Raw genomic sequence first — 19,280 nt, 5'->3', positions numbered from 1 at the left:
GCTCCCCTTCCCTTACTGGCTCGCCGCAGTTGCCGGCGGCGCATCGTTGGTCACCCGCAGGATGCCCCACAGTCCCGAGAGGTTGCCGTAGGCGGCATAGTCGCGGAACAGGTAGTCACCTGGCACTGCGTTGGCGCCCCCGGCACTGGGCAGCATGAAGCTGAAGTGCGCCGCTGGCAGCACGCTCTCCTGGGCGCCGATGTACATGGCCATCGGGTTGAAACCGAAGCGCACCGAGCCGATGCCGGGCAGGTTCGTCGGGTAGCCGTCGAGGTCGTTCTTCTCGGCCTGGTAGTTGTGCAGCGGCCACAGGTGACCGTCGAGCTGGTAGGTGATGCCACGGCTGCCACCGCTTGGCATCAGCACATGGCTGCGCACCGGCTGGCCAGGCTTGGCATAGAGCACCGGGGTTTGCGGGTCGCCGCCGACCAGTGCGTTGCTGTAGGCCATGTGGGCGTTGGGCACGTCGGCGAAACCGAAGCCATCGGCATGGCCGAACGGTGCGTCCGGCGCCAGGCCGAAGCGCAGCCACAGCGGCTCGGTCTTGTAGTTCAGCGCCATGTTGCCGTTGTCCTTCGGATCGCCCGGCACGCCGTTGCCTTCGGTGGCGATGCCCTCCACCGGGCGGCCATCGGCCCAGCGCATGTTCATCGAGCGCTGCCACACCGTGACCAGGTCGCGGTAGTCGGGTTGGCCGCTGACCTTCACCGTGGCCTGGGCGCGGCTGGCGTTGTCCTCGGTCCAGGTCGCGGTCTGTGGCAGCACGCTCATGCCGGCGACCAGGCCCTTCTGCGGCTGCTTGATGACATCCGCCGGGGTCAGGTTGAGACCACCGAACTCGATCGCCGTGGTGTTGATGTTGTCCACCGTGCGGCCCAGTTGCAGCAACGGCTTGCCTTCGCGCTCCAGGTGGCCGGCGTAGTACTGGTACACCCGGCTCGGGTAGGCGCCGCTGTTACCCGCCCGGGGCGGCACGGTCTGCACCGGGTTGGCACCGACGTTGACGCCGTCCGACTTGGTGATGTCGTAAGCCAGCAGCTGCGCATGCAGGCCGACATGGCTGGACGGCCGCATCAGGTTGTTGTTGAAGGCAGTTGAGCCTTCGCTGTCGAAGCGGTCGCGCTTGACCACGTTCTGCATCACTGCCGTGCTCGGCAAGTCAGGCATCACCAGCGGCAGGCGGTTCTCCAGGGTGATGCTGATGCAATCGCCGGCATTGGCCCGAAGCACCAGCGGCTCTACCGGGACGCCAGCCTTGAGCTTGCCGCTGGCAGGGTCGAGGTCGGCCTTGCGCACGTACAGCACGGCAGTCGGGTCATGCAACGGCGCGCTGTGGCCGCCGACGGTGAAGGTGGTGCCGTCCTCCTCGTCGACCACCGTCACCTGCGGGATGCGCGTGTTGCGGCTGTTGAACACCAGGGTGCCACCGTTGGCCTTGAGCGGGCCGCCGACATGCTGGCCGATACCGGCCGGGTCGTTGATGCTGACGCCGTTGCGGTTCTCGAGAATGTCGTTGGCCAGTGCGGCGACGATTTCGTAGCTGCGCTTGACCGTCGGGCGGGTGCCGATGCCATTGGGGTTGGCCGTGGTTTTCGGGCAGATGCCGTCGAAGTTGACCGTGTTGCGCATGGCCACCGGCTGCGGGTTGTTCGGCAGCGGGAACAGGTCGGCGCGTTGCGCGGTGTAGTTGCGCATCACGCCCCAGATGCCGTTCCAGTAGCCTTCCAGGGCCGCATCCATGCTGTACAGGTAATCACCGTTGGTGGCCGCGGAGCTGGAGATCATCGACACCGGCGCCATGAAGCCCATCTGCTCGGAAATGCCGATCATCTGCGAGGACTTCCAGCCCGAGTTGGAGCTGTTGCCGAAGCCGGAGCCATTCTGCAGCCACTTCACGCCGTGCAAGGTGACGTTGTGCTCCTCTTCATGGCCACCGGCGTGCAGGCGCAGGCGCACGTTGTCGCCGGAATAGGTACGCAGCATGGGCGTGAACGGGTCACCCGGTTCGCTACCGGCCTTGTTGATGTGCGGTGGGAACAGCGTGGTGCCGCCAGTGGGCCCGACCGCCGACGTGATTGCCGAAGGCGCCAGGTTCATGGCTGGGATCGCCCTGTCGGTGCGGCTCTGCAGGGCGTAGCCCAGGTCGCCGCCGAGGCCGTCGGCCTGCATGCCGCGCTTGCCGTCCGGCCCGACCTTGTTCGGGTCGAACACCCGCAGGGCCAGCGGCTCGTTGCGGTAGTTGACGACGAACATGCCGGGGTCATCCACCGAAATGGCCTGCGGGCATGGCCGGCTGGGGCAGCCTGGGCTCAAGCCGCCACGGGACTCGACCACCGATTCGAGCAGGTTGGCGGCCTTCTGCCGCACAGGTGGGTTGATGGCGTAGCGGAAGCTGTCTGCGGTGGCCGGATAGGCCTGGCCGTTGGGCACGCCATCGGGGCCGGCTCCGACGTACACGCCCGCTTCATAGGCATGCTGGAAGTCGCTGTACTCCAGGAAGAACTCGCGGTAGCTGTCGTTCTTGCCGTCGCCGTCATGGTCGCCGGTCTGGATCACTGCCTGCCACGAAGTCGGGCCGCCGTCCTGGCGGGCGCCCGGGTTGTACAGCTTCTCGCCGGTTTCGGCGTGGTACCAGGTGGAACCGGCTGGCTCGGCCAGCACGGTGGCGTACAGCCCCAGTTGCTGGTGGGTCGATGGGCCAAGGTGGTCATGGGTGAAGATGGTGCCCAGGCCCCGGTCGACGTTATGCACGTTGACCAACGGGTCGGCGAACCAGCGTTGCATGGCGGTACGCGCGCCCAGCCAGTCGGCCCGGCCAAAGCGGCCGAAGTACGGGTGCTGTTTGGCTTTCGGACAGGCGGCCGTGCCATCGCGGGTATCGCCCTCGGTGCAGCCGTTGAAGCTGCGAATGGCCTGCACGCGTTCCACCACGCTGCCGGGCGAGAGAATGCCGTCTTCGTAGTTCCAGCCATTGGCCGAGCCATCGGCGGCGGTCAGGTCCCACTTCGGCAGGTGGATGTGCTGGCCGATCACATCGGTCGGCGTGCGCACCTGGTAGTCGTCCATCTCGTAGTACGACGGGATCAGGTTGGTGTGGGTGTACATCGTGCAGTCGAAGGTGTTCATGCGCATCACCAGCGGCTCAGGCGGGCGCTGCTTGGTGATCACCGGCCAGGCATCTTCCCAGAGCGCCAGGATGCGCGCCTGCGGGAAGTGATAGCCGACCTTGTTGTACACCGCGTCGAACTGGATGTTGGCGCCTTTGTAGATACGCGGGCGGTCAGCGGTGAAGGTGGACGCGCCCCGGAAGTTCATGCCGGTGAGGCTTTCACCGCTGAAGAACTCGCCCACGCCCGAGGACTGGGTCAGGCGCTTGCCGCGGTCGTCCATGCAGGGTTCGTAGAAAGGTGCGCCTGCGGTCGGCAGCGCGCCGTTGGTGCGAAATGCCTTGGCCACCGGCTGGCTGCCGGGGATCAGCGCGTAGCTGGCGTGCTCGGCCTTGGCGTGGAACTGCATGGCGGCCTGTTCGACGTCGGTGCCCTCTTCGGGCAGGTAGATCGGCCTGGCCTTGTGCACCACCTTGGAGAAGTCGAGCTTGGTGGTGGTGGTCACCGCCTCACCGCCGGCGGAAACCCCATCCAGCGCATGGCGACCGAGGCCACCGTCCCAACCGTCGACCTGGTTCGGGTCGAGGTTGGCCCACAGGGCCTTGCCACTTTCCTTCAACTGCCTGGCCAGCGCCGGATCGAGCATGTCCAGCGGCGGGGTTGGCGGGCGATTGCCGACGCTGCTTTCAATGCCGCCGATCCAGAAGGGGTAGCCGGGGTTCTTCAAGCTGCCGTCGGCGTTGCGGTTGGCCTCGCTACGGTCGACCAGGGCCAGCGAGCCGACTGCCTTGGGCGCGGCGGGCTCGTGGGCGTGGTCGTCGTCGCCCTCCTCTTCGGGCGCCTCATCGTCATTGGCGGCCACTTGCTCGGTGGCGAGCTTGGGTATCACCACCACCTTGCCTGGCATCGGTGCCATGGCCTTGCCAGGCAACGGGACGATGGCCGGGATCGGCGTACCAGCGACGATCTCGCCATCGGGCAAGGCCCGCGCGCCGACGGCCGGCTTGCCACTGCGCAGGGCGAAGGGGGTGCTGTGGTAGCCGTTCTGGCCTTGCCCGCTGACTTCCAGGCGGGTGCCTTCCTCGAACACGTCGTGCACCCGCCACATGGCCCACATGCCCTGGGCGAAGTGCGGGTAGAAGTGGCAGTGGTAGATGGCATCGCCGGCCACGCGGTTGCGGTTGCCCGAACCGCCGTTGGCGATTTCGTAGGTGTAGCCGATGCCCGGCCCGATGCCCTGGGCATCGATGTAGTCGGAGTTGTCATCGTTGGGGTTGAACAGCCACTGATGCCCATGCAGGTGGAAGATGTGCTGCTCGTGGCCGTTGTGGGTGTTGCGGAACTTGGTGAAGTCGCCGATGTAGCTGTGGTGCACGTTGGCCGGCTCTGCCGGGTACAAGGCCATGCTGGCCTTGACTCCGGTGGCGCTGGCCGGCGGCACTTCACCTGGGCGGATGTGCTCCAGGCCGACGTTGGCCGGTACATCGACCAGGGTGCCGATATCGCCCACGGTATGCGCGCTGAGGAAGAATTCCTCATAGGCGCACGACAGGCAGTCATGCATCGGCCCGACGCCCAGGCGGTTGGCCACCACTTCAGCGCCCATGCCACCCGAGCCGTAGTTGATCATGAACGAATCGCGGGTCGGCTCCAGTACATGCCCCATCACCGGGTCGGCCCAGTAACCCGGGAAGGCCTGAGTGGCGGCCACTTCGTCGGCGAACTGCGAGGCGAAATCACGGAACGCATCGAGGCGGTTGGGCAGTGCCGGGTTGCGCTTGCCGATGCTCTCCAGCGGATAGGTGGTCTTGGGGAAACTGCCATCAGGGTTGGGGCCCATGACGATGGCATCGGTTTCGCTGTTGAGGATCTCATTGCCGTCGACCATGGCGATGATCGGCTTGCCGGCCTTGCCTTCGCTGAGCCATGGCTCGCTCTGCGGGTACCGCGCCTGGTAGTCGATCACGGGTTGGCCGGTTGCCGTGCGCCCGGTGGTTGCCAGGCGCATTTCTTCTTCAGTGAGGGTATTGCGGAAAGTTCGCCCACCTTTGGGGACGACCACCACCTGGCCGAACAGGCCGTTGGCAACGTTGCCGGCGCCACCCTGGCCGCCGAAGGTCGCGCCTTGACTGGTGGCGGCGAACGCACCTTCACGTTCGGCAAACAGGGTGTAGCTGCGGGTGTTGCCGGGGGCCACCAGGAAATTGCCATTGCGGCCGGTGTTGGCGGCGATGTCACCGATGCTGTTGACGGCCTGCATGCCGTTGACCTGGAAGCCGACGTGGCGGTCGGTCACCTGTTCATCGGCAACGAAGTGCTCACCGCCCTCATTATCGACTTCGGTTTCCGGGCCCTCGCCTTCTTCAGGCTCGATCCCGTGCTTGTTAGGGTTGGCCTTGTAGTCGAGCAGGTTGGTCAGGTTGACCGTCAGGCAATCACCGGCGGCCACCCGCAGCACGATCGGCCGCGGGCGCTTGTCGGGGCGCAGGGTGACCTTGCCCGGCACTGCCGCGCCGCCCTTGCTCAGCGGCACCTGGTGGTCGTCCACCACGTCCTCGCGCAGGGCGAACATCATGCCGTTGGCGTTCTGCGCGCCCAGGCGGTTGAACATCAGCGGCTGGTCCAGCGCCACCACATTGGCCACCAGGGTGCGCTGACACTGCACAGCGGCCTCGGCGGGCGCTTCCCAGCCAAACAGGGCCAGGACGAAGGACGTCAGGACGGGGCCTTTGGACGGGGTCGACATGCTGCACCTCCGGGACACAGGATCACTGCGAAGAGGTCAGCAAGGTGTGTGCCATAAGGGAATGGCGTTAGATTTCAGTTAGTTAGAAAGGGAATCGGAACCGATTGGGGAGGATTACCCACGGGAATTCCCCGAATTGGGGGATGATAGGCATTGGCGTTTCGGGGGATTGAATGACTGAGCGATTACGTGTCGACAATTCCTACAACGTAATAGGAAGAGTAACACTCCTCCAAGAATGGCTTCCTCGTTAGTGTTCGGCCTCAGCGTAATTGCAGCTGATCGCCGATTGCCAGCCCGAGGAATTACCGGATGAATGACGCCACCGTAAGCCGCGCCGCATCACCCCCTGCCTGCAGCGCACGGGTACCGATCCTGCCAGTGCGCTACGCCATCGTGCCACGCACCGGCGCTGCCCCGCCCTGTCGCTACAGCGACTCCGGCTTCGCCCTGGAGCAAGGCTTCCCTCCACTGCAGCACTCCGCCTACACCCTGCGCGCCCTCCGTCCGGGTTATGTCTACGTGTTCATGAAAGGCACCCAGGGCGAAAAGCTGGTCATCCACGAGTATGACGGTGAGGGCCAGTACAAGGAGTTGCGCTACCGGAGCCTGGAGCACTACCAGCGGCGCGACCGCTACTTGTCCAGCCGGTCGATGGGCTGGGTCTGGGCCGACACCGGTGACGCCTGCGCCAAGGAAGTCTGGATTGCCTACAGCCCACACCTGTGGACCAATGCCATGACCGCACGCATCACCGGTTCGCTGGCCATGCGCAAACGGCACATGCGCCAACTGAACATGGCCGAGCTGATTGCCGGCAACCAGGCGCCGTCCACCCAGGCCCATGTACTGCCGGTCAGCGCTCTGCAAACCTGGGTTGAAGACTTCAAACCAGACGCGCAGCGCATGTCGCTGAGCTGGAGCAGCCAGCCACGCACCTCGGCGATGTTCGCCGGCAGTCTGCACGCCGTTGCACGCCATTACCCCTATACCCAACCGAAGGTCCCCGCCGTGGTGGTGCTCAGCGATGCCGAAGGCCTGGCGCTGGACCTGAGCCTGTCGGTGTCGGCCTACCAGCACCAGATGCGCGATTTGATGCCTTCCGAACAGCTGCCCCACACAAGACCGGCGCAGGGTACCGAGCAAGCCGATGTGCCGATGTGCTACCAGCTGGATGCCGAACGCCTCAGCCCACAGAGCCGCGACTTCCACCACCGCAACCTGGTGGCCACGTTGCTAAACAAGACCCTGGAAAGCATGTACCCGGCCGACAACCCGTCCTTGGGCACGGCAGCCCTGAGGATACGCCCGGATAGCCGACCGAAACCGCCTTACGAGGAACGCTTCCGGGTGCTCACCCACCCAGACTATTCCGAGCAGGGCCATCGACTGGGACAGCGCATCGATACCGCCAAGTACCTTAAGTTTCTGGAGGAACGCGACGAACTGGAGTACCGCATCAGCCAGATGCGTGAACTGGCCTTGCAAGCCAGCAACGATCACGACGCCTGGCTGGCCACCGCCGAAGCCGGCCATCTGGACGATCCGTACAGCTTGGCAGCCGCGCTGGCCTGCTATGACCGTGATGAGCTCAGCTCCACACGCGGACTGGAAATGTCTCTGGCACTGCTGATTCACCCGATGGGCCAACCCGTACCCGGGACTGAAGAGCAGGACCTGCGGTTGCAGCGCCTGGAGCGCTGGCTGGATCAACACGACAGCCCACTGTACGAGGCTTTGGCGCCCTTCAACCCATTCCGCGACAAGGCCGACTCGATCGGCACCTTGCTCGGCGGCAGCGACAATGTGATCCAGGGCTTGGCAGGGCGCTTCCCAGCCATGGCGGGTATCACCGACCTCACCGCCCAATCAGTGAGCACCGTAGTGCTCAAGCGCATGCGTGGGCAGACGCGCTGGGATGCCAGCAACAGCCTGCGTCAGCAAGTGCAGTCCGCCGCGCGCGAGGCCAATGCCGAGAAAGCGCTGGGGCTGCTGGCGGCGCGGTACAACATCACCGACAAGCTGATCCTGGAAAATCCTTTTAGCCAGGAAGTGGAGAAATACCTGAAGAGCGGGATGGCGCAAGTTGAAGAAATGAAGCAGTTGCGCATCACAGGCAGCAGGAAGGTAACTCTCGAGATGACTACAACTTCGCGAGCAAAGCCGAAGTTGATCGGATTACTCACCTCAGGGTTAGGGAGCGGATTGAATGCCGGAATGCTGTGGTTCAACATTTTCGCGCTTAAATCGGCTTATAGCAGTTTGCAAAAAAGCGATACACCGGAATACTCCTTCGGCTTCGCCGCCTCAATTTTTGGAGTGATTGGCGCAGCATCAGCGACGCTGGTCAGTGTGCGGGCTACGCAGAAAGCACTCACGCTGAAATTGAGTTCGACAATGCCAGGCATGGGATTTGGCAACGGGATAATAAAGTTTCTAGGCAGTAATCTATCCGCCCGACTATCAGGATATCCAGCAATATTTCTTGGCCTACAATCGGACTTCATGAAGGGCGTGCGTCAGTGGCAAAATGGCAATCGCGCCTCAGGTCTATATACTTTCGCCGGAGGCACAACAACTGCTGCCGGATCCATTCTTATTCTGGAGGGAAGCCTTGCTCTTGCCGGGCCAACAGTGTTTATTCCATTTGCAGGCTGGGCCGCTGCAGGAATAATATTAGTAGGCGCCACTGTAATCGCTACTGGACTTTATCTCCACTCCAAAGCGCATGAACAACTCCACACGCCAATTGAGCTATGGGCAAGCAGGAGTATTTTCGGTACAAAAGAGAACGACGGCGAAATACGAGAAAGCCTTAAATTAGACCTCGAGAAAAAGCTGCCACCTTTCACCAGCGTACAAGAAGAAATTGAGCTATGGCATGCTGAGTCATACGCTCCAGTATCGCTTACAGAACAGGGCGCGCAGCAACTAGGCCTTGGGAAACTTACCACCGCCTGGAGAGACAATAACCAATGGCCAACACCTGACTGGGCAACTATCATCCACACTCAAGTAATCGAGGCGGCACCCACGGCGGAGTTCACGATACTTTTGCGAGACTTCACGTTAGAGGTAAGCGAATGGCAAGGAACATTGCAAAGTAAAGATACTGACGGCAACACTAAATTTCTTTACACCCCACCTGACTGCTACTTCACCGAAGCAGGATTAGTCATCCACTACAAAGTCCAAGCCAAGCCTTCAACGACGCTATCGCTCACCATCAGCTACTACGCAAACCAAGGCCCCTACAACACTCGTTCAACTGCAACAATTCATCTCGGGCGGTAATATCATGTCAGTAGCTTGGCTTTTCGACCCCAAACAAAAAACCGGAATCACCCCAAGAATTTCTGGGCAGCTTATCGAAACTACATGTTCGTTGGCTCACCTGAGAAATCCGTGGGTTTCAGACTCGGTATTCATGGGTAAACTCTATACGGCGATGATTTTAGGAACAGCCATTTTCTCTTACTCCACTCTAAGCGACCCGAAAATCGACTACTCGCTTGAAGGCGGATATATATTTATTATCTTACTGTCACTCTCACCCCTTATCTTTTCTCCATTTCTAGTCTATAGAATTCTCCTAATACGAAACCTCTCAACCATTTGCCTTAATCGAGTCACAAAAAAAATCTACTACCAACGCTTTAGTAAACTTATTACTTTTGACTGGAACACCATCGGTGCGGGCTTGTTCAAACGTACCGAATTCAGCGGTTCATCCTTCACCACCAGCTATGCACTGGCATTCGCCCCTCGCCGAGAGGACGGCAGCCTTCATCGAGCAGACTGCCTCTGGATCGACAGCAACGAGCCAACCGAATCCGACATGCAATATGTCGCCGAAGTCTGGGAGTACCTTCGCCACTTCATGGACCACGGCCCAGACAAACTCCCTGCACCAGACGAAGCCAACTGGTGGCACAAGCCCCTGCACGCCATCTGTCTAACCCCGGCAGAAGCCTGGCGCCACTACGCCCCATGGCGAACCGGCGAACCTGGTGAAATGCAAGGCAAGAAGAACTGGCAATTGCCATTCTGGGCCGTGCTGTTTCCCTACAACCTTTCCATAGCCATATGTTGGTACGTGATATGTCGTCTCTTCAATGTGCGGGCAGCACCCGCACCCCCCGAGGCGTTTGAAGAGGCGCCGATTCAATCCACCAGGCGCAAACGCAAATAGAACGATCTGCAATGTACAGGGCCGCCATGCGGCCCTTCGTCGGCACACCCACAAATCCCCTGAAACAAGTTGAACATCTGCCTCCAGTAAGCTTCCAAAAGATGATACGTGCCATCCTTTTGCCAGGAGCCTGCCGCCTATGCCCATCCAGCCTTCCCTGCTGTACCAACGCCCAGGAGCCCAGCGGCCATGAAGATGCCCGGCCGCGCGCCCAACGCCGCCCTGCAGCTCGACTACGTGCGCGACACACTGTTCGGCCCGGTGGCCCTGAGCGTGGAATGCCAATGCCAGTTGGCCGCCCTCAACCTCCAGGGCCGCCCCGCCCTGCGCCTGCATATCTGCCCGCCGCTGCCGGACAAAGTCGAACGCGCCCACAGCGTGGCGTTCATCTGGGATGGGCGCAGCTACCGTGGTGTGGTCCGTGACCAGGGCAAATGCGGCGATGGCGGCCTGAACCTGTTGCTGGAGCTGCAGTAACCAGCCGATCAACGGCGACGCTCCGGGCTGAACCTGACGCAAACGGCGGATCTCCATAACTACAAGGCCCTGCCTTCTGGAGAACGCCATGAACAGCCCGTTGCTCAAGCTTTTCACCCACCCCGCCGACGCGTGGATCGACATCCGCCGCGCCGAGGAAGACCACCCGCAACAATACCTGCCGCGCCTGTTGGTGCTGGCGCTGATCCCTGCCCTGTGCCTGTTCGTCGGCACCACCACCTTTGGCTGGAGCCTGGCCGCTGAAGATCGCGTGCGCCTGAGCATGGCCAGCGCCGCGCAACTGGCCGGGTTGCTGTATGCCACCACGGTGGTCGGGGTGATGCTGATGGGGGTGATGATCCGCTGGATGTCGCGCGGCTTCGATGCACAACCGACACTCAATCAATGCATCGGCTTTGCGGCCTATTGCGCCACGCCGTGGTTCTTCGCCGGCGTGTTCGGCCTGGTGCCGATCCGCTGGTTGGCACTGCTGGCACTGGTCGCCGCCTCAGCTTACGCCACGGTATTGCTGTATGGCGGTTTGCAGACCTTCCTGCGCCTGCGCAAGGAGCAGGCCATGCTGTTTGCCAGCTGCGTATGGGGGGTGGGGTTGCTCGTGCTGGTGACCATCCTGGTGTCGATGATCCTGTTCTGGAGCAACGGCCTGATGCCGGAATACGTGCGCCCGGCCAGCCTCGGCTGACCGGTGCACTTCAGGTGCTCAGGCGATGGCCCTGAGCGCCGCCGGGTGGGTGTCCCGCAGCGCATGCAGCTGGCCGACCAGGTGCACCAGGTCGCGACAACTGTTCAAGCTCTGCAGCGAGACCCCGGAGAGGGTCACGCCCTCCTCCAGGCTTTGCCCTTGACCCAGGCGGATGGTCAGGGTGGTGCCGTCCGGGCAGCTGACCTCGCAGCGGTCGGGCAGGCAGGCCTGCTCGATGATCTGCCGCATTTCCAGCATCGAAACTCCTATCAACGACATGGTACGACCCTCTTTGTACTTGGATGGCCTGTTGTGTGTGAGTACGCCTTTGGCAGGCAGGGCGCCAATTGATATTGCGCATGCCCAAGCGGGGCGTCCATGCGCCGGGGCAATGATCGTGCGGAAGAATCATTTAGCACCTTAGTGGAAGAACGATGATCGGCCTCGCCTGTTCGATCGAATGCTGGCACTTCGCGACAGGCGGTCGCTGGACGGCCTATTTGTCTCCCAGGGACGCCCATAGATGCTGCGCGGCATAAGCGCGCCAGGGGCGCCAGGCCTGGGCGCGTTCGGCCAGTTGGGCGTCGGGCCCTTCCAACAGGCGCAAGGCTTTGACCAGCGCTACATCGCCCAGCGGCAACGCATCAGCGGCGCCCGCCTGGCGCAGCGCCAGATACAGGGCGCTCCAGGGGCCGATGCCTTTCAGCCGGCAGAGGTTGGCCAACAGCGGCTCCAGGGTCTGGCCCTTTCGCAGCAGTTCTGGTTCTGCCAGCAGTGCCCGCGCCAACGTACCCAGGGTGGCAGCGCGTGCCCGGGGCATGCCCAGGTTTTCCAGGTCTGCGTCAGCGAGCACCTTCGAGGTCGGGAAGACACGGGTCAGGCCTTCGGCCGGTAGACAGAGCGGCTGGCCATGACGCGCCACCAGGCGGCCGGCCAGGGTCATGGCACCCGCTACGCTGATCTGCTGGCCGAGCACCGTGCGCATGGCTTGCTCGCAGGCGTCCCAGCCCTGGGGGACGCGAAGGCCCGGGCGGACGGCGATCAGCCGGGCCATCAAGGGGTCGCGGCGCAGTTCGGCGGCGATGCGTGTGGGGTTGGCGTCGAGGTCGAAGAAGCGGCGAATGCGGGCGATCAGGCCTGGAACAGCTGTGGCAGGCACGCCGCTGAGCTGGATAAACAGGCGATTGCCGCTGGCGGGCCGGGCTTCGAGGACACCGTGTTTGCCTGACACGGGGAAACTGCGGCGGTAGGTGCCATTGCTGAAGGTTTCGATGCCGGGGATGCAGCGCGCGGCCAGGAAGGCCTGGGTCGAAGGCCAATGGTAGGGCGTGGGGTAGCGCAGCCACAACGTATGCTGGCCGGAAGCATTGAGTGAGCGGTGAACGGCGTGCAGTCTGGACAGAGGCATTGCTGCATCATGCCAAGATTTGCAGGGTTTGTACGGGCCTCTTCGCGGGCACGCCCGCTCCCACAGGTTCATCACTCACCTTCAGGCAGTGACAATCCTGTGGGAGCGGGCGTGCCCGCGAAGAGGCCGGTAGAGGCAATCAATGATCCAGACCAGCACCCTCGCCTGCCATCTGCCCAAACCGCCCGGCGTGGAAATCATCGAACGACTCGGCAATCTCCGCCTGGCTGTTCATCACGAACGGACCATAACCAACGATAGGCTCATCGATCGGTTCACCGCTGAGCAACAGCAGACTGGTACCTTCAAGCGCCTCGATCGCCACATCCGCGCCGCCGCGCTCCAGCAGCACCAGGCTGGCCGGCCCGGCTTCGCGCTCGCCGTTGACCCGCACGCTACCGCGCAACACCACCAGTGCAGCATTGTGGCCGTCGTTGATCGGCAATTGCAGGCTGGCACCCGCCTTCAGGCGCATGTCCCACACATCCATCGGGGTAAAGGTCCGCGCCGGGCCTGCGTGGCCCTGAAAGGCGCCAGCAATTACCCGCAGGCTGCCGCTATCGCCTTCCAGTTGCACCACCGGAATGTCCGTCGCCAGCAGTGTCTGGTACCCCGCCGCCGCACGCTTGTCACGCGCCGGCAGGTTGACCCACAGTTGCACCATCTCCAGTGAACCGCCACTGCGGGCGAAGGCCGGGGAATGGAACTCTTCGTGGATGATGCCATTGGCAGCGGTCATCCACTGCACGTCACCTGGACCGATCAGCCCGCCGGCACCGGTCGAGTCGCGGTGCTCCAGCTCGCCCTGATAGACGATGGTCACGGTTTCGAACCCACGGTGCGGGTGCTGGCCGACACCGCGACGGTCGCTGGTCGAAGTGAAGTCGTAGGGACCGGCATAGTCCAGCAACAGGAACGGGCTGATCTTGCTGGCCAGATTGTCGTAGGTGAACAGGCTGCGCACCGGGAAACCATCACCCACCCAATGGGCGTGCGGGCTGCGGTGGATACCCAGAATCTTTTTCATGAGAAGTCTCCTCTCTCAGCTGGGTTAACCTTACCAACGAGACCAATAAGCCGGTAGCCAAGCAAAATGGCACTCATCGTTCCACTAGCAGAACAATTGATCAGCTTTTCAGGTAATCCAGCATCTGTTGTGCAGCCATGGCCGGGTCTTCCTGCATGAAACAATGCCCGCCAGGGACCTGCCGGGCGCTCACTGCAGGGTTGAGGCTGGCCAGGCGCTGCACCGAATGCGGCACGAAGGGATAGGTATGTTCGCCATAAAGCACCAGCGTCGGTACCTGGATGGCAGCCAGCTGCGCCCACATGCGCGACGGGAACGAGCTGAAAATTTCCACTTCGCGGCTGGGCCGGCACTTGAGCACCACGCCTTCACCGCAATCACCGATGGCGTGCTCGACATATGCCTGCAGCGCCGCGTCGGTCCAGCCCTTGAAGATGCCACGCCCGTGCAGCGATGCCCGCGCCGCTTCACGGTCCGGCCAATGGCTGCGCCGGCTGCCAGCCTTGCGCGCCAAGGCATGGCGGCGATGCAGGCCGACCAGCGCAGCCGCGCCCATCACGCCGATCATGCGCCGGCTGAACAGTACCGGGTCGAGCAACACGGCACGGGCGAACAAGCCCGGCTGGCTGGCCAGCATCAAACCGGTCAGCACGCCACCGAAGCTATGCCCCACTGCGTAACGGGGAACCTCGCCATATTCCCCACGGCCGGCCTCGAAGGCCTCCACCGCCAGCGCAGCGGTCCGGTTCCAGCCGCGGAATTCACCGCCATGGTCGCTGTCACCATGGCCCTGCACATCGCAGAGCCACAGATCGAAATGTTCACTCAGGCCCAGCAGCAACGGCTGGTAGACCAGGCAGCAAAAGCCATTACCGTGCAGGAAATGCAGCAACGGCTTGCCGCTGGCTGGCGAGCGCCAGCCACGCAGGGTGAAGCCTTCGGAGCTGTCAAAGGACCAGGGAATCAACTGCATCGGCTTGCTGTACTCATGGGTTCATGAAAACGCCGATTCTACAAACAGCAGCGGGTAGAGTGAAATCACCAGCAGCAAGGCCATCAGGACATTGAACAGCATCAGCCAGCGCGGGTTCTGCAGCAGGTTGCGCAGGGCGCTGCCAAACATCACCCAGACACCGACGCTGGGCAGGTTGACCAGGGCGAACAGCGCGGCGATGACCACCACATTCATCACATAGCCCTGGGCCGGCGTGTAGGTGGTGATCGCACCCACCGCCATTACCCAGGCCTTGGGGTTGACCCACTGGAATGCCGCAGCGCCCCAGAACCCCAGCGGCTTGCGCGCGCTCGGCGAGTCGCCGCCGAGCGGCCCTGAGGTGGCGATCTTCCAGGCAAGGTACAGCAAGTAGGCCGCACCGGTATAACGCAACACGGTGTACAGCGCCGGCCAGGCCTTGAACACCTCGCCCAGGCCCAGACCCACCGCCAGCACCATGACCATGAAGCCGACGCTGATGCCCATGGCATGCGGGATCGATCGGCGCACGCCGAAGTTCACGCCCGAGGCCAGCAGCATGGTGTTGTTGGGCCCCGGTGTGATGGAGGAAACGAAGGCAAACAGCACGAAGGCGGTCAGCAGGTCGGCAGAGGCAAGCATGGCAGGCATTCCAGAATCGTTGCATGTGCTGTCACACTAACGGAGTCGCCCTGCCCTGCGACCGGTACAGTTATATTAAATTATACAGACACACATCACTGTACCGCTCACCAGATCAAGGAAGCCCCTGCATGAGCCTGACCATCCGCCCTGCCGTTCGCACCGACGCCGCGCAGATTCTTGCCTACATCACCGAGCTGGCCGAGTACGAGCGCGCCCGTCACGAAGTCGTCGCCACGCTCGCCGACATCGAGCACAGCCTGTTCGATGAAGGCAGTACCGTGCACAGCCTGATCTGCGAGCGCGACGGCCAGGCCATCGGTTTTGCCGTGTATTTCTACAGCTATTCGACCTGGCAGGGCCGCAACGGTATCTACCTGGAAGACCTGTACATCACCCCTGAACAGCGTGGCGGTGGCGCAGGTCGGGATGTGCTGCGGCACATCGCACGCGAAGCCGTGGCCAAAGGTTGCGGGCGCTTCGAGTGGAGTGTGCTGGACTGGAACGAGCCAGCGATCGGCTTCTACAAGTCGCTGGGCGCCGAGCCGCAGGATGAGTGGGTGCGCTACCGGCTGGATGGCGACAAACTGTTGCAATTTGCCCGAGGGTAATCTCTACCTGCATTGGCCTTGCACGCGAAACATGCGTGTGCAAAGGCCAATGCAAGCGATGTTACTGTCGCCCCCAGACCGCGCCAGCTATGTCGACCCGCTTGGGCAACAGCCGGTTGTCGAAGAATAGCTGCGCCGTACGCTGTTGCGCGGCCACGATCTCGTCACTCACCGGAATCAACGGCGACGCCGGGCGGTGACTGAAGCTGCGCCGCACCACCTCTTCCGGCAACCCCATGAACTGCGCCAGCAAGCGGATGCTGCCCGCCTCGTCACTGCGCGTCAGTGCTTCGGCCCGGCTGATCTCCGCCAGCAGCCGCTTGACGAAATCGCCGTTGGCCTCGACATACCCGCGCGCGCCCAGCATGAATGGCCCGATCAGGCCAAGCCCCTCGCCATTGGCCAGCAGACGCGCCTTGCCCTCCAGGTCGATGGCCGAATAGAACGGATCCCAGATCACCCACGCATCCACGCTGCCGCGCTCGAATGCAGCTCGTGCATCAGCCGGCGCCAGGTACACCGGCTGCACGTCCGCCATGCCCAGTCCGGCCTTGGCCAGGCTGCGCAGCAGCAGATTGTGTGCGCTGGAGCCCTTCTGCAAGGCAATGCGCTTGCCCTTGAGCCCCGCGACCGATTCGATCGGGCTGCTTGCGGGCACCAGGATCACCTCGGCCTTCGGCTTCGCCGGCTCGGCGCCTATGTACAGCAGGTCGGCACCGGCGGCCTGGGCGAAGATCGGCGGGATATCCCCCGTCGAGCCAATGTCGAGGCTGCCGATGTTCAGGGCCTCGAGCATCTGCGGGCCGGCGGGGAACTCGATCCATTGCACCCGGGTGTTGGCGAACCGCTGCTCCAGCAGTTGGTGCTGTTTGGCCAGCACCAGGCTGATCGAGCCTTTCTGGTACCCGATGCGCAAGGTGCTGGGGTCCGCCGCCTGCACCGCACCGGTCAGCCCCAGCATCAGGAGCATCACAAGATGTAGCATGCGCATCGGTCACTCCTTCCAGTCGGTCGAGGGCTTTTCCCAGAGGTTGATCCCGCCTTCCACGGCGTACTGGTCAATCTCGGCCAGTTCTTCGGGGCTGAATGCCAGGTTGTTCAGTGCCGCGACGTTTTCAGTGATCTGCTCGGGGCGGCTGGCACCGATGAGGGCCGAACTCACACGCGGGTCGCGCAGGGTCCAGGCCAATGCCAGTTGCGCCAGACTCTGGCCACGACGCCGGGCAATCCCGTCGAGCGCACGGGCACGGGCGATGTTGGCCTCGGACAGGTGCTGCGGCAGCAGCGAGCCACCGCCGACGCGATTGACTCGGGCATCGGCCGGGATACCGTTCAGGTATTTGCCGCTGAGCAGCCCCTGAGCCAGGGCGGTGAACACGATCACACCCGCACCGACGGCCTCGGTGGTGGCGAGCAGGTCCTGCTCGATCCAGCGGTTGAACAGGTTGTACGAGGGTTGGTGGATCAGCAGCGGCACCTTCAGATCGGCCAGCAGCGTGGCAATTTCGCGGGTCTTGTCAGCGGAATAAGAGGAGATGCCAATGTACAGCGCTTTGCCTTGGCGCACGATGTCGGCCAGGGCGATGGCGGTTTCCTGCAGCGGTGTGTCGGCATCGAAACGGTGCGAGTAGAAGATATCGACATAGTCCAGGCCCAGGCGCTGCAGGCTCTGGTCGAGACTGGCGTGCAGGTACTTGCGCGAGCTGCCACCCTGCCCGTAAGGCCCCGGCCACATGTCCCAGCCCGCCTTGCTGGAGATGATCAACTCGTCGCGGTAGCTGCGCAGGTCCTCGCGCAGCAGGCGGCCGAAGTTGCTTTCGGCGCTGCCATAGGGTGGGCCGTAGTTGTTGGCCAGGTCGAAGTGGGTGATGCCGGCGTCGAAGGCCGTGCGCAGCAGCGCACGCTGGGTATCGATGGGCGTGGCATCACCGAAGTTGTGCCACAGCCCCAGGGACAAGGCCGGCAATACCAGACCACTGCGGCCGACGCGGCGATAGGGGATGCTCGTATAGCGCTCGGGGTTGGCGATGTAGCTCATGGTTGACCTCGGTCGGCAAAGTAGGGGTTGGCGGGCCGCTGCAGGCCCAGGTGCTCACGCAGGGTGCGGCCCTGGTAGCACCGGCGGAACAGGCCACGGCGCTGCAGTTCGGGGACCACTTGCGTAGCGAAGTCCTCGAGCCCAAGTGGCAGGTGCGGCACCAGCACGTTGAAGCCGTCGGCCGCGCGGCCTTCGAACCAGGCTTGAAGTTCATCGGCGATCTGCGTCGGCGTGCCGATCAGGCTGTAGTGCCCTCGCCCACCGGCAATACGGCGGCCCAACTCGGCGAGGGTCAGCTGCTCCTGGCCGGCCAGTTCAGTGAGCAGTTGCTGACGGCTGCGCTGGCCATCCTCGGTCGGCGGCAACTCAGGCAACGGGCCATCCAGCGGGTAGCCGGACAGGTCGAAATTGCCGAGCATGCGCCCGAGCAAGGCGACACCCACCCGCGGGTCGACCAGATCCTGGAACTCTTGGTACCTGGCCTGGGCCTCTTGTTCGCTACGGCCGACCACCACGAACACACCGGGCATGATCTTCAGCGTGTCTTCGCTTCGCCCGTAACGCGCCAGGCGCCCCTTGAGGTCGGCGTAGAAGGCCTTGCCGCGGGCCAGGCTGGGCTGGGCGGTAAACACCACCTCCGCGCTTTCGGCGGCCAGTTCACGGCCGGTTTCCGAAGACCCGGCCTGTACCAGTACAGGTCGTCCCTGTGGCGAGCGGGCCACGTTCAGGGGGCCGCGCACGCGAAAGTGTTCGCCCTCGTGGTCCACAGCCCGAACCGCCTCCGGGCGATGAAACTGGCCACTGGCCTTGTCACGCACGAAAGCATCGTCGGCCCAGCTGTCCCACAAGCCCTGCACCACGTGCTGGAACTCGCGGGCACGGGCATAGCGCTCGGCATGGGGGATATGCGCATCGCGGCCGAAGTTGCCGGCTTCGGCGGCAGCGTCCGACGTCACCAGGTTCCAGCCGGCACGGCCGCCGGAAAGGTGGTCGAGCGAAGCGTACTTGCGTGCCACGTGGTACGGCTCGTTGTAACTGGTGGTGGCGGTGGCGATCAGGCCAATGCGCTCGGTGACCGCGCTCAGGGCCGAGAGCAGGGTCAGCGGTTCGAAATACACCGAGCGGGCACTGCAGCTGGCCAATGCGTCACTGGGGGCGGCAACGCTGTCGGCGACGAACAGGGCATCGAAGCAGGCGGCCTCGGCGATCTGCGCGGTGCGCCGATAGGTGTCGAAGTCCAGCGGGTCGGCGGGCACCTCTGGGTGGCGCCAGGCGGCAATGTGGTGTCCGGTGGCCATGAGGAAAGCGCCCAGGTTCATTTGACGGTTCATGCTCTGTCTCCTTGAAATGCAGCCA

At 63.2% G+C, this 19,280-nt stretch carries 14 protein-coding genes; 5 read left to right on the top strand and 9 right to left on the bottom strand.

Features of this window, described 5'->3' with window-relative positions:
• Positions 1-12 precede the first annotated feature (12 nt).
• Positions 13-5,853, bottom strand: a complete 5,841-nt coding sequence (mnxG, locus tag N430_RS07750) for a manganese-oxidizing multicopper oxidase MnxG (protein WP_110635166.1) — start codon at positions 5,851-5,853, stop codon at positions 13-15.
• Between the two features lie 312 nt (positions 5,854-6,165).
• On the opposite strand from mnxG, the gene N430_RS07745 reads away from it, so the two are divergent.
• The 4 genes from N430_RS07745 to N430_RS07730 all read left to right on the top strand — a co-directional run bounded on the left by N430_RS07745 (position 6,166) and on the right by N430_RS07730 (position 11,225).
• A complete protein-coding gene (locus tag N430_RS07745; protein WP_110635169.1) occupies positions 6,166-9,147 on the top strand; it encodes a T6SS effector BTH_I2691 family protein in 2,982 nt (993 codons plus the stop codon).
• A 4-nt stretch (positions 9,148-9,151) separates the two neighbouring features.
• On the top strand, positions 9,152-10,045 hold the full coding sequence (locus tag N430_RS07740) for a DUF6708 domain-containing protein (RefSeq protein ID WP_110635171.1): 894 nt from the start codon (positions 9,152-9,154) through the stop codon (positions 10,043-10,045).
• A 189-nt stretch (positions 10,046-10,234) separates the two neighbouring features.
• Positions 10,235-10,522: a hypothetical protein gene (locus tag N430_RS07735; protein ID WP_110635174.1), complete on the top strand. Its 288-nt coding sequence runs from the start codon at positions 10,235-10,237 to the stop codon at positions 10,520-10,522.
• 88 nt (positions 10,523-10,610) lie between these two features.
• Complete coding sequence (locus tag N430_RS07730) at positions 10,611-11,225, top strand: Yip1 family protein (RefSeq protein WP_110635177.1); 615 nt, start codon at positions 10,611-10,613, stop codon at positions 11,223-11,225.
• 18 nt (positions 11,226-11,243) lie between these two features.
• On the opposite strand, the gene N430_RS07725 is transcribed toward N430_RS07730, so the two are convergent.
• From N430_RS07725 to N430_RS07705, 5 genes are all read right to left on the bottom strand, one after another.
• Positions 11,244-11,504, bottom strand: a complete 261-nt coding sequence (locus N430_RS07725) for a DUF1652 domain-containing protein (RefSeq protein ID WP_110635181.1) — start codon at positions 11,502-11,504, stop codon at positions 11,244-11,246.
• 217 nt (positions 11,505-11,721) lie between these two features.
• Complete coding sequence (locus N430_RS07720; RefSeq protein WP_110635184.1) at positions 11,722-12,633, bottom strand: DNA-3-methyladenine glycosylase; 912 nt, start codon at positions 12,631-12,633, stop codon at positions 11,722-11,724.
• A 139-nt stretch (positions 12,634-12,772) separates the two neighbouring features.
• A complete protein-coding gene (locus tag N430_RS07715) occupies positions 12,773-13,660 on the bottom strand; it encodes a pirin family protein (RefSeq protein WP_110635187.1) in 888 nt (295 codons plus the stop codon).
• A gap of 100 nt (positions 13,661-13,760) precedes the next feature.
• Positions 13,761-14,633, bottom strand: a complete 873-nt coding sequence (locus tag N430_RS07710; protein ID WP_110635190.1) for an alpha/beta fold hydrolase — start codon at positions 14,631-14,633, stop codon at positions 13,761-13,763.
• A gap of 21 nt (positions 14,634-14,654) precedes the next feature.
• Positions 14,655-15,284 carry a LysE family translocator gene (locus tag N430_RS07705; protein ID WP_103447112.1) on the bottom strand — a complete coding sequence of 210 codons (630 nt, stop codon included), beginning with the start codon at positions 15,282-15,284 and terminating at the stop codon, positions 14,655-14,657.
• Positions 15,285-15,406: 122 nt separating this feature from the next.
• Here N430_RS07705 and N430_RS07700 point away from each other — a divergent pair, with 122 nt between their 5' ends.
• The gene (locus tag N430_RS07700; protein ID WP_110635193.1) at positions 15,407-15,886 is read left to right on the top strand and encodes a GNAT family N-acetyltransferase; all 480 of its coding nucleotides are present in this window, start codon (positions 15,407-15,409) and stop codon (positions 15,884-15,886) included.
• Positions 15,887-15,947: 61 nt separating this feature from the next.
• Here the strand turns inward: N430_RS07700 and N430_RS07695 are convergent, their stop codons facing one another.
• From N430_RS07695 to N430_RS07685, 3 genes are read right to left on the bottom strand one after another with little or no spacing between them, the layout of a single operon-like run.
• Positions 15,948-16,877, bottom strand: a complete 930-nt coding sequence (locus N430_RS07695; RefSeq protein WP_110635196.1) for an aliphatic sulfonate ABC transporter substrate-binding protein — start codon at positions 16,875-16,877, stop codon at positions 15,948-15,950.
• A gap of 3 nt (positions 16,878-16,880) precedes the next feature.
• The gene (gene mgrA, locus N430_RS07690; RefSeq protein ID WP_110635199.1) at positions 16,881-17,924 is read right to left on the bottom strand and encodes an L-glyceraldehyde 3-phosphate reductase; all 1,044 of its coding nucleotides are present in this window, start codon (positions 17,922-17,924) and stop codon (positions 16,881-16,883) included.
• On the bottom strand, positions 17,921-19,255 hold the full coding sequence (locus tag N430_RS07685; protein ID WP_110635203.1) for an LLM class flavin-dependent oxidoreductase: 1,335 nt from the start codon (positions 19,253-19,255) through the stop codon (positions 17,921-17,923). The genes mgrA and N430_RS07685 overlap by 4 nt, the downstream gene beginning before the upstream one ends.
• Positions 19,256-19,280 lie beyond the last annotated feature (25 nt).

Origin of the sequence: Pseudomonas sp. CC120222-01a (assembly GCF_003097235.1) — a bacterium.
Taxonomy (GTDB): domain Bacteria; phylum Pseudomonadota; class Gammaproteobacteria; order Pseudomonadales; family Pseudomonadaceae; genus Aquipseudomonas.
This window is presented reverse-complemented; position numbering and strand designations above follow the sequence as displayed.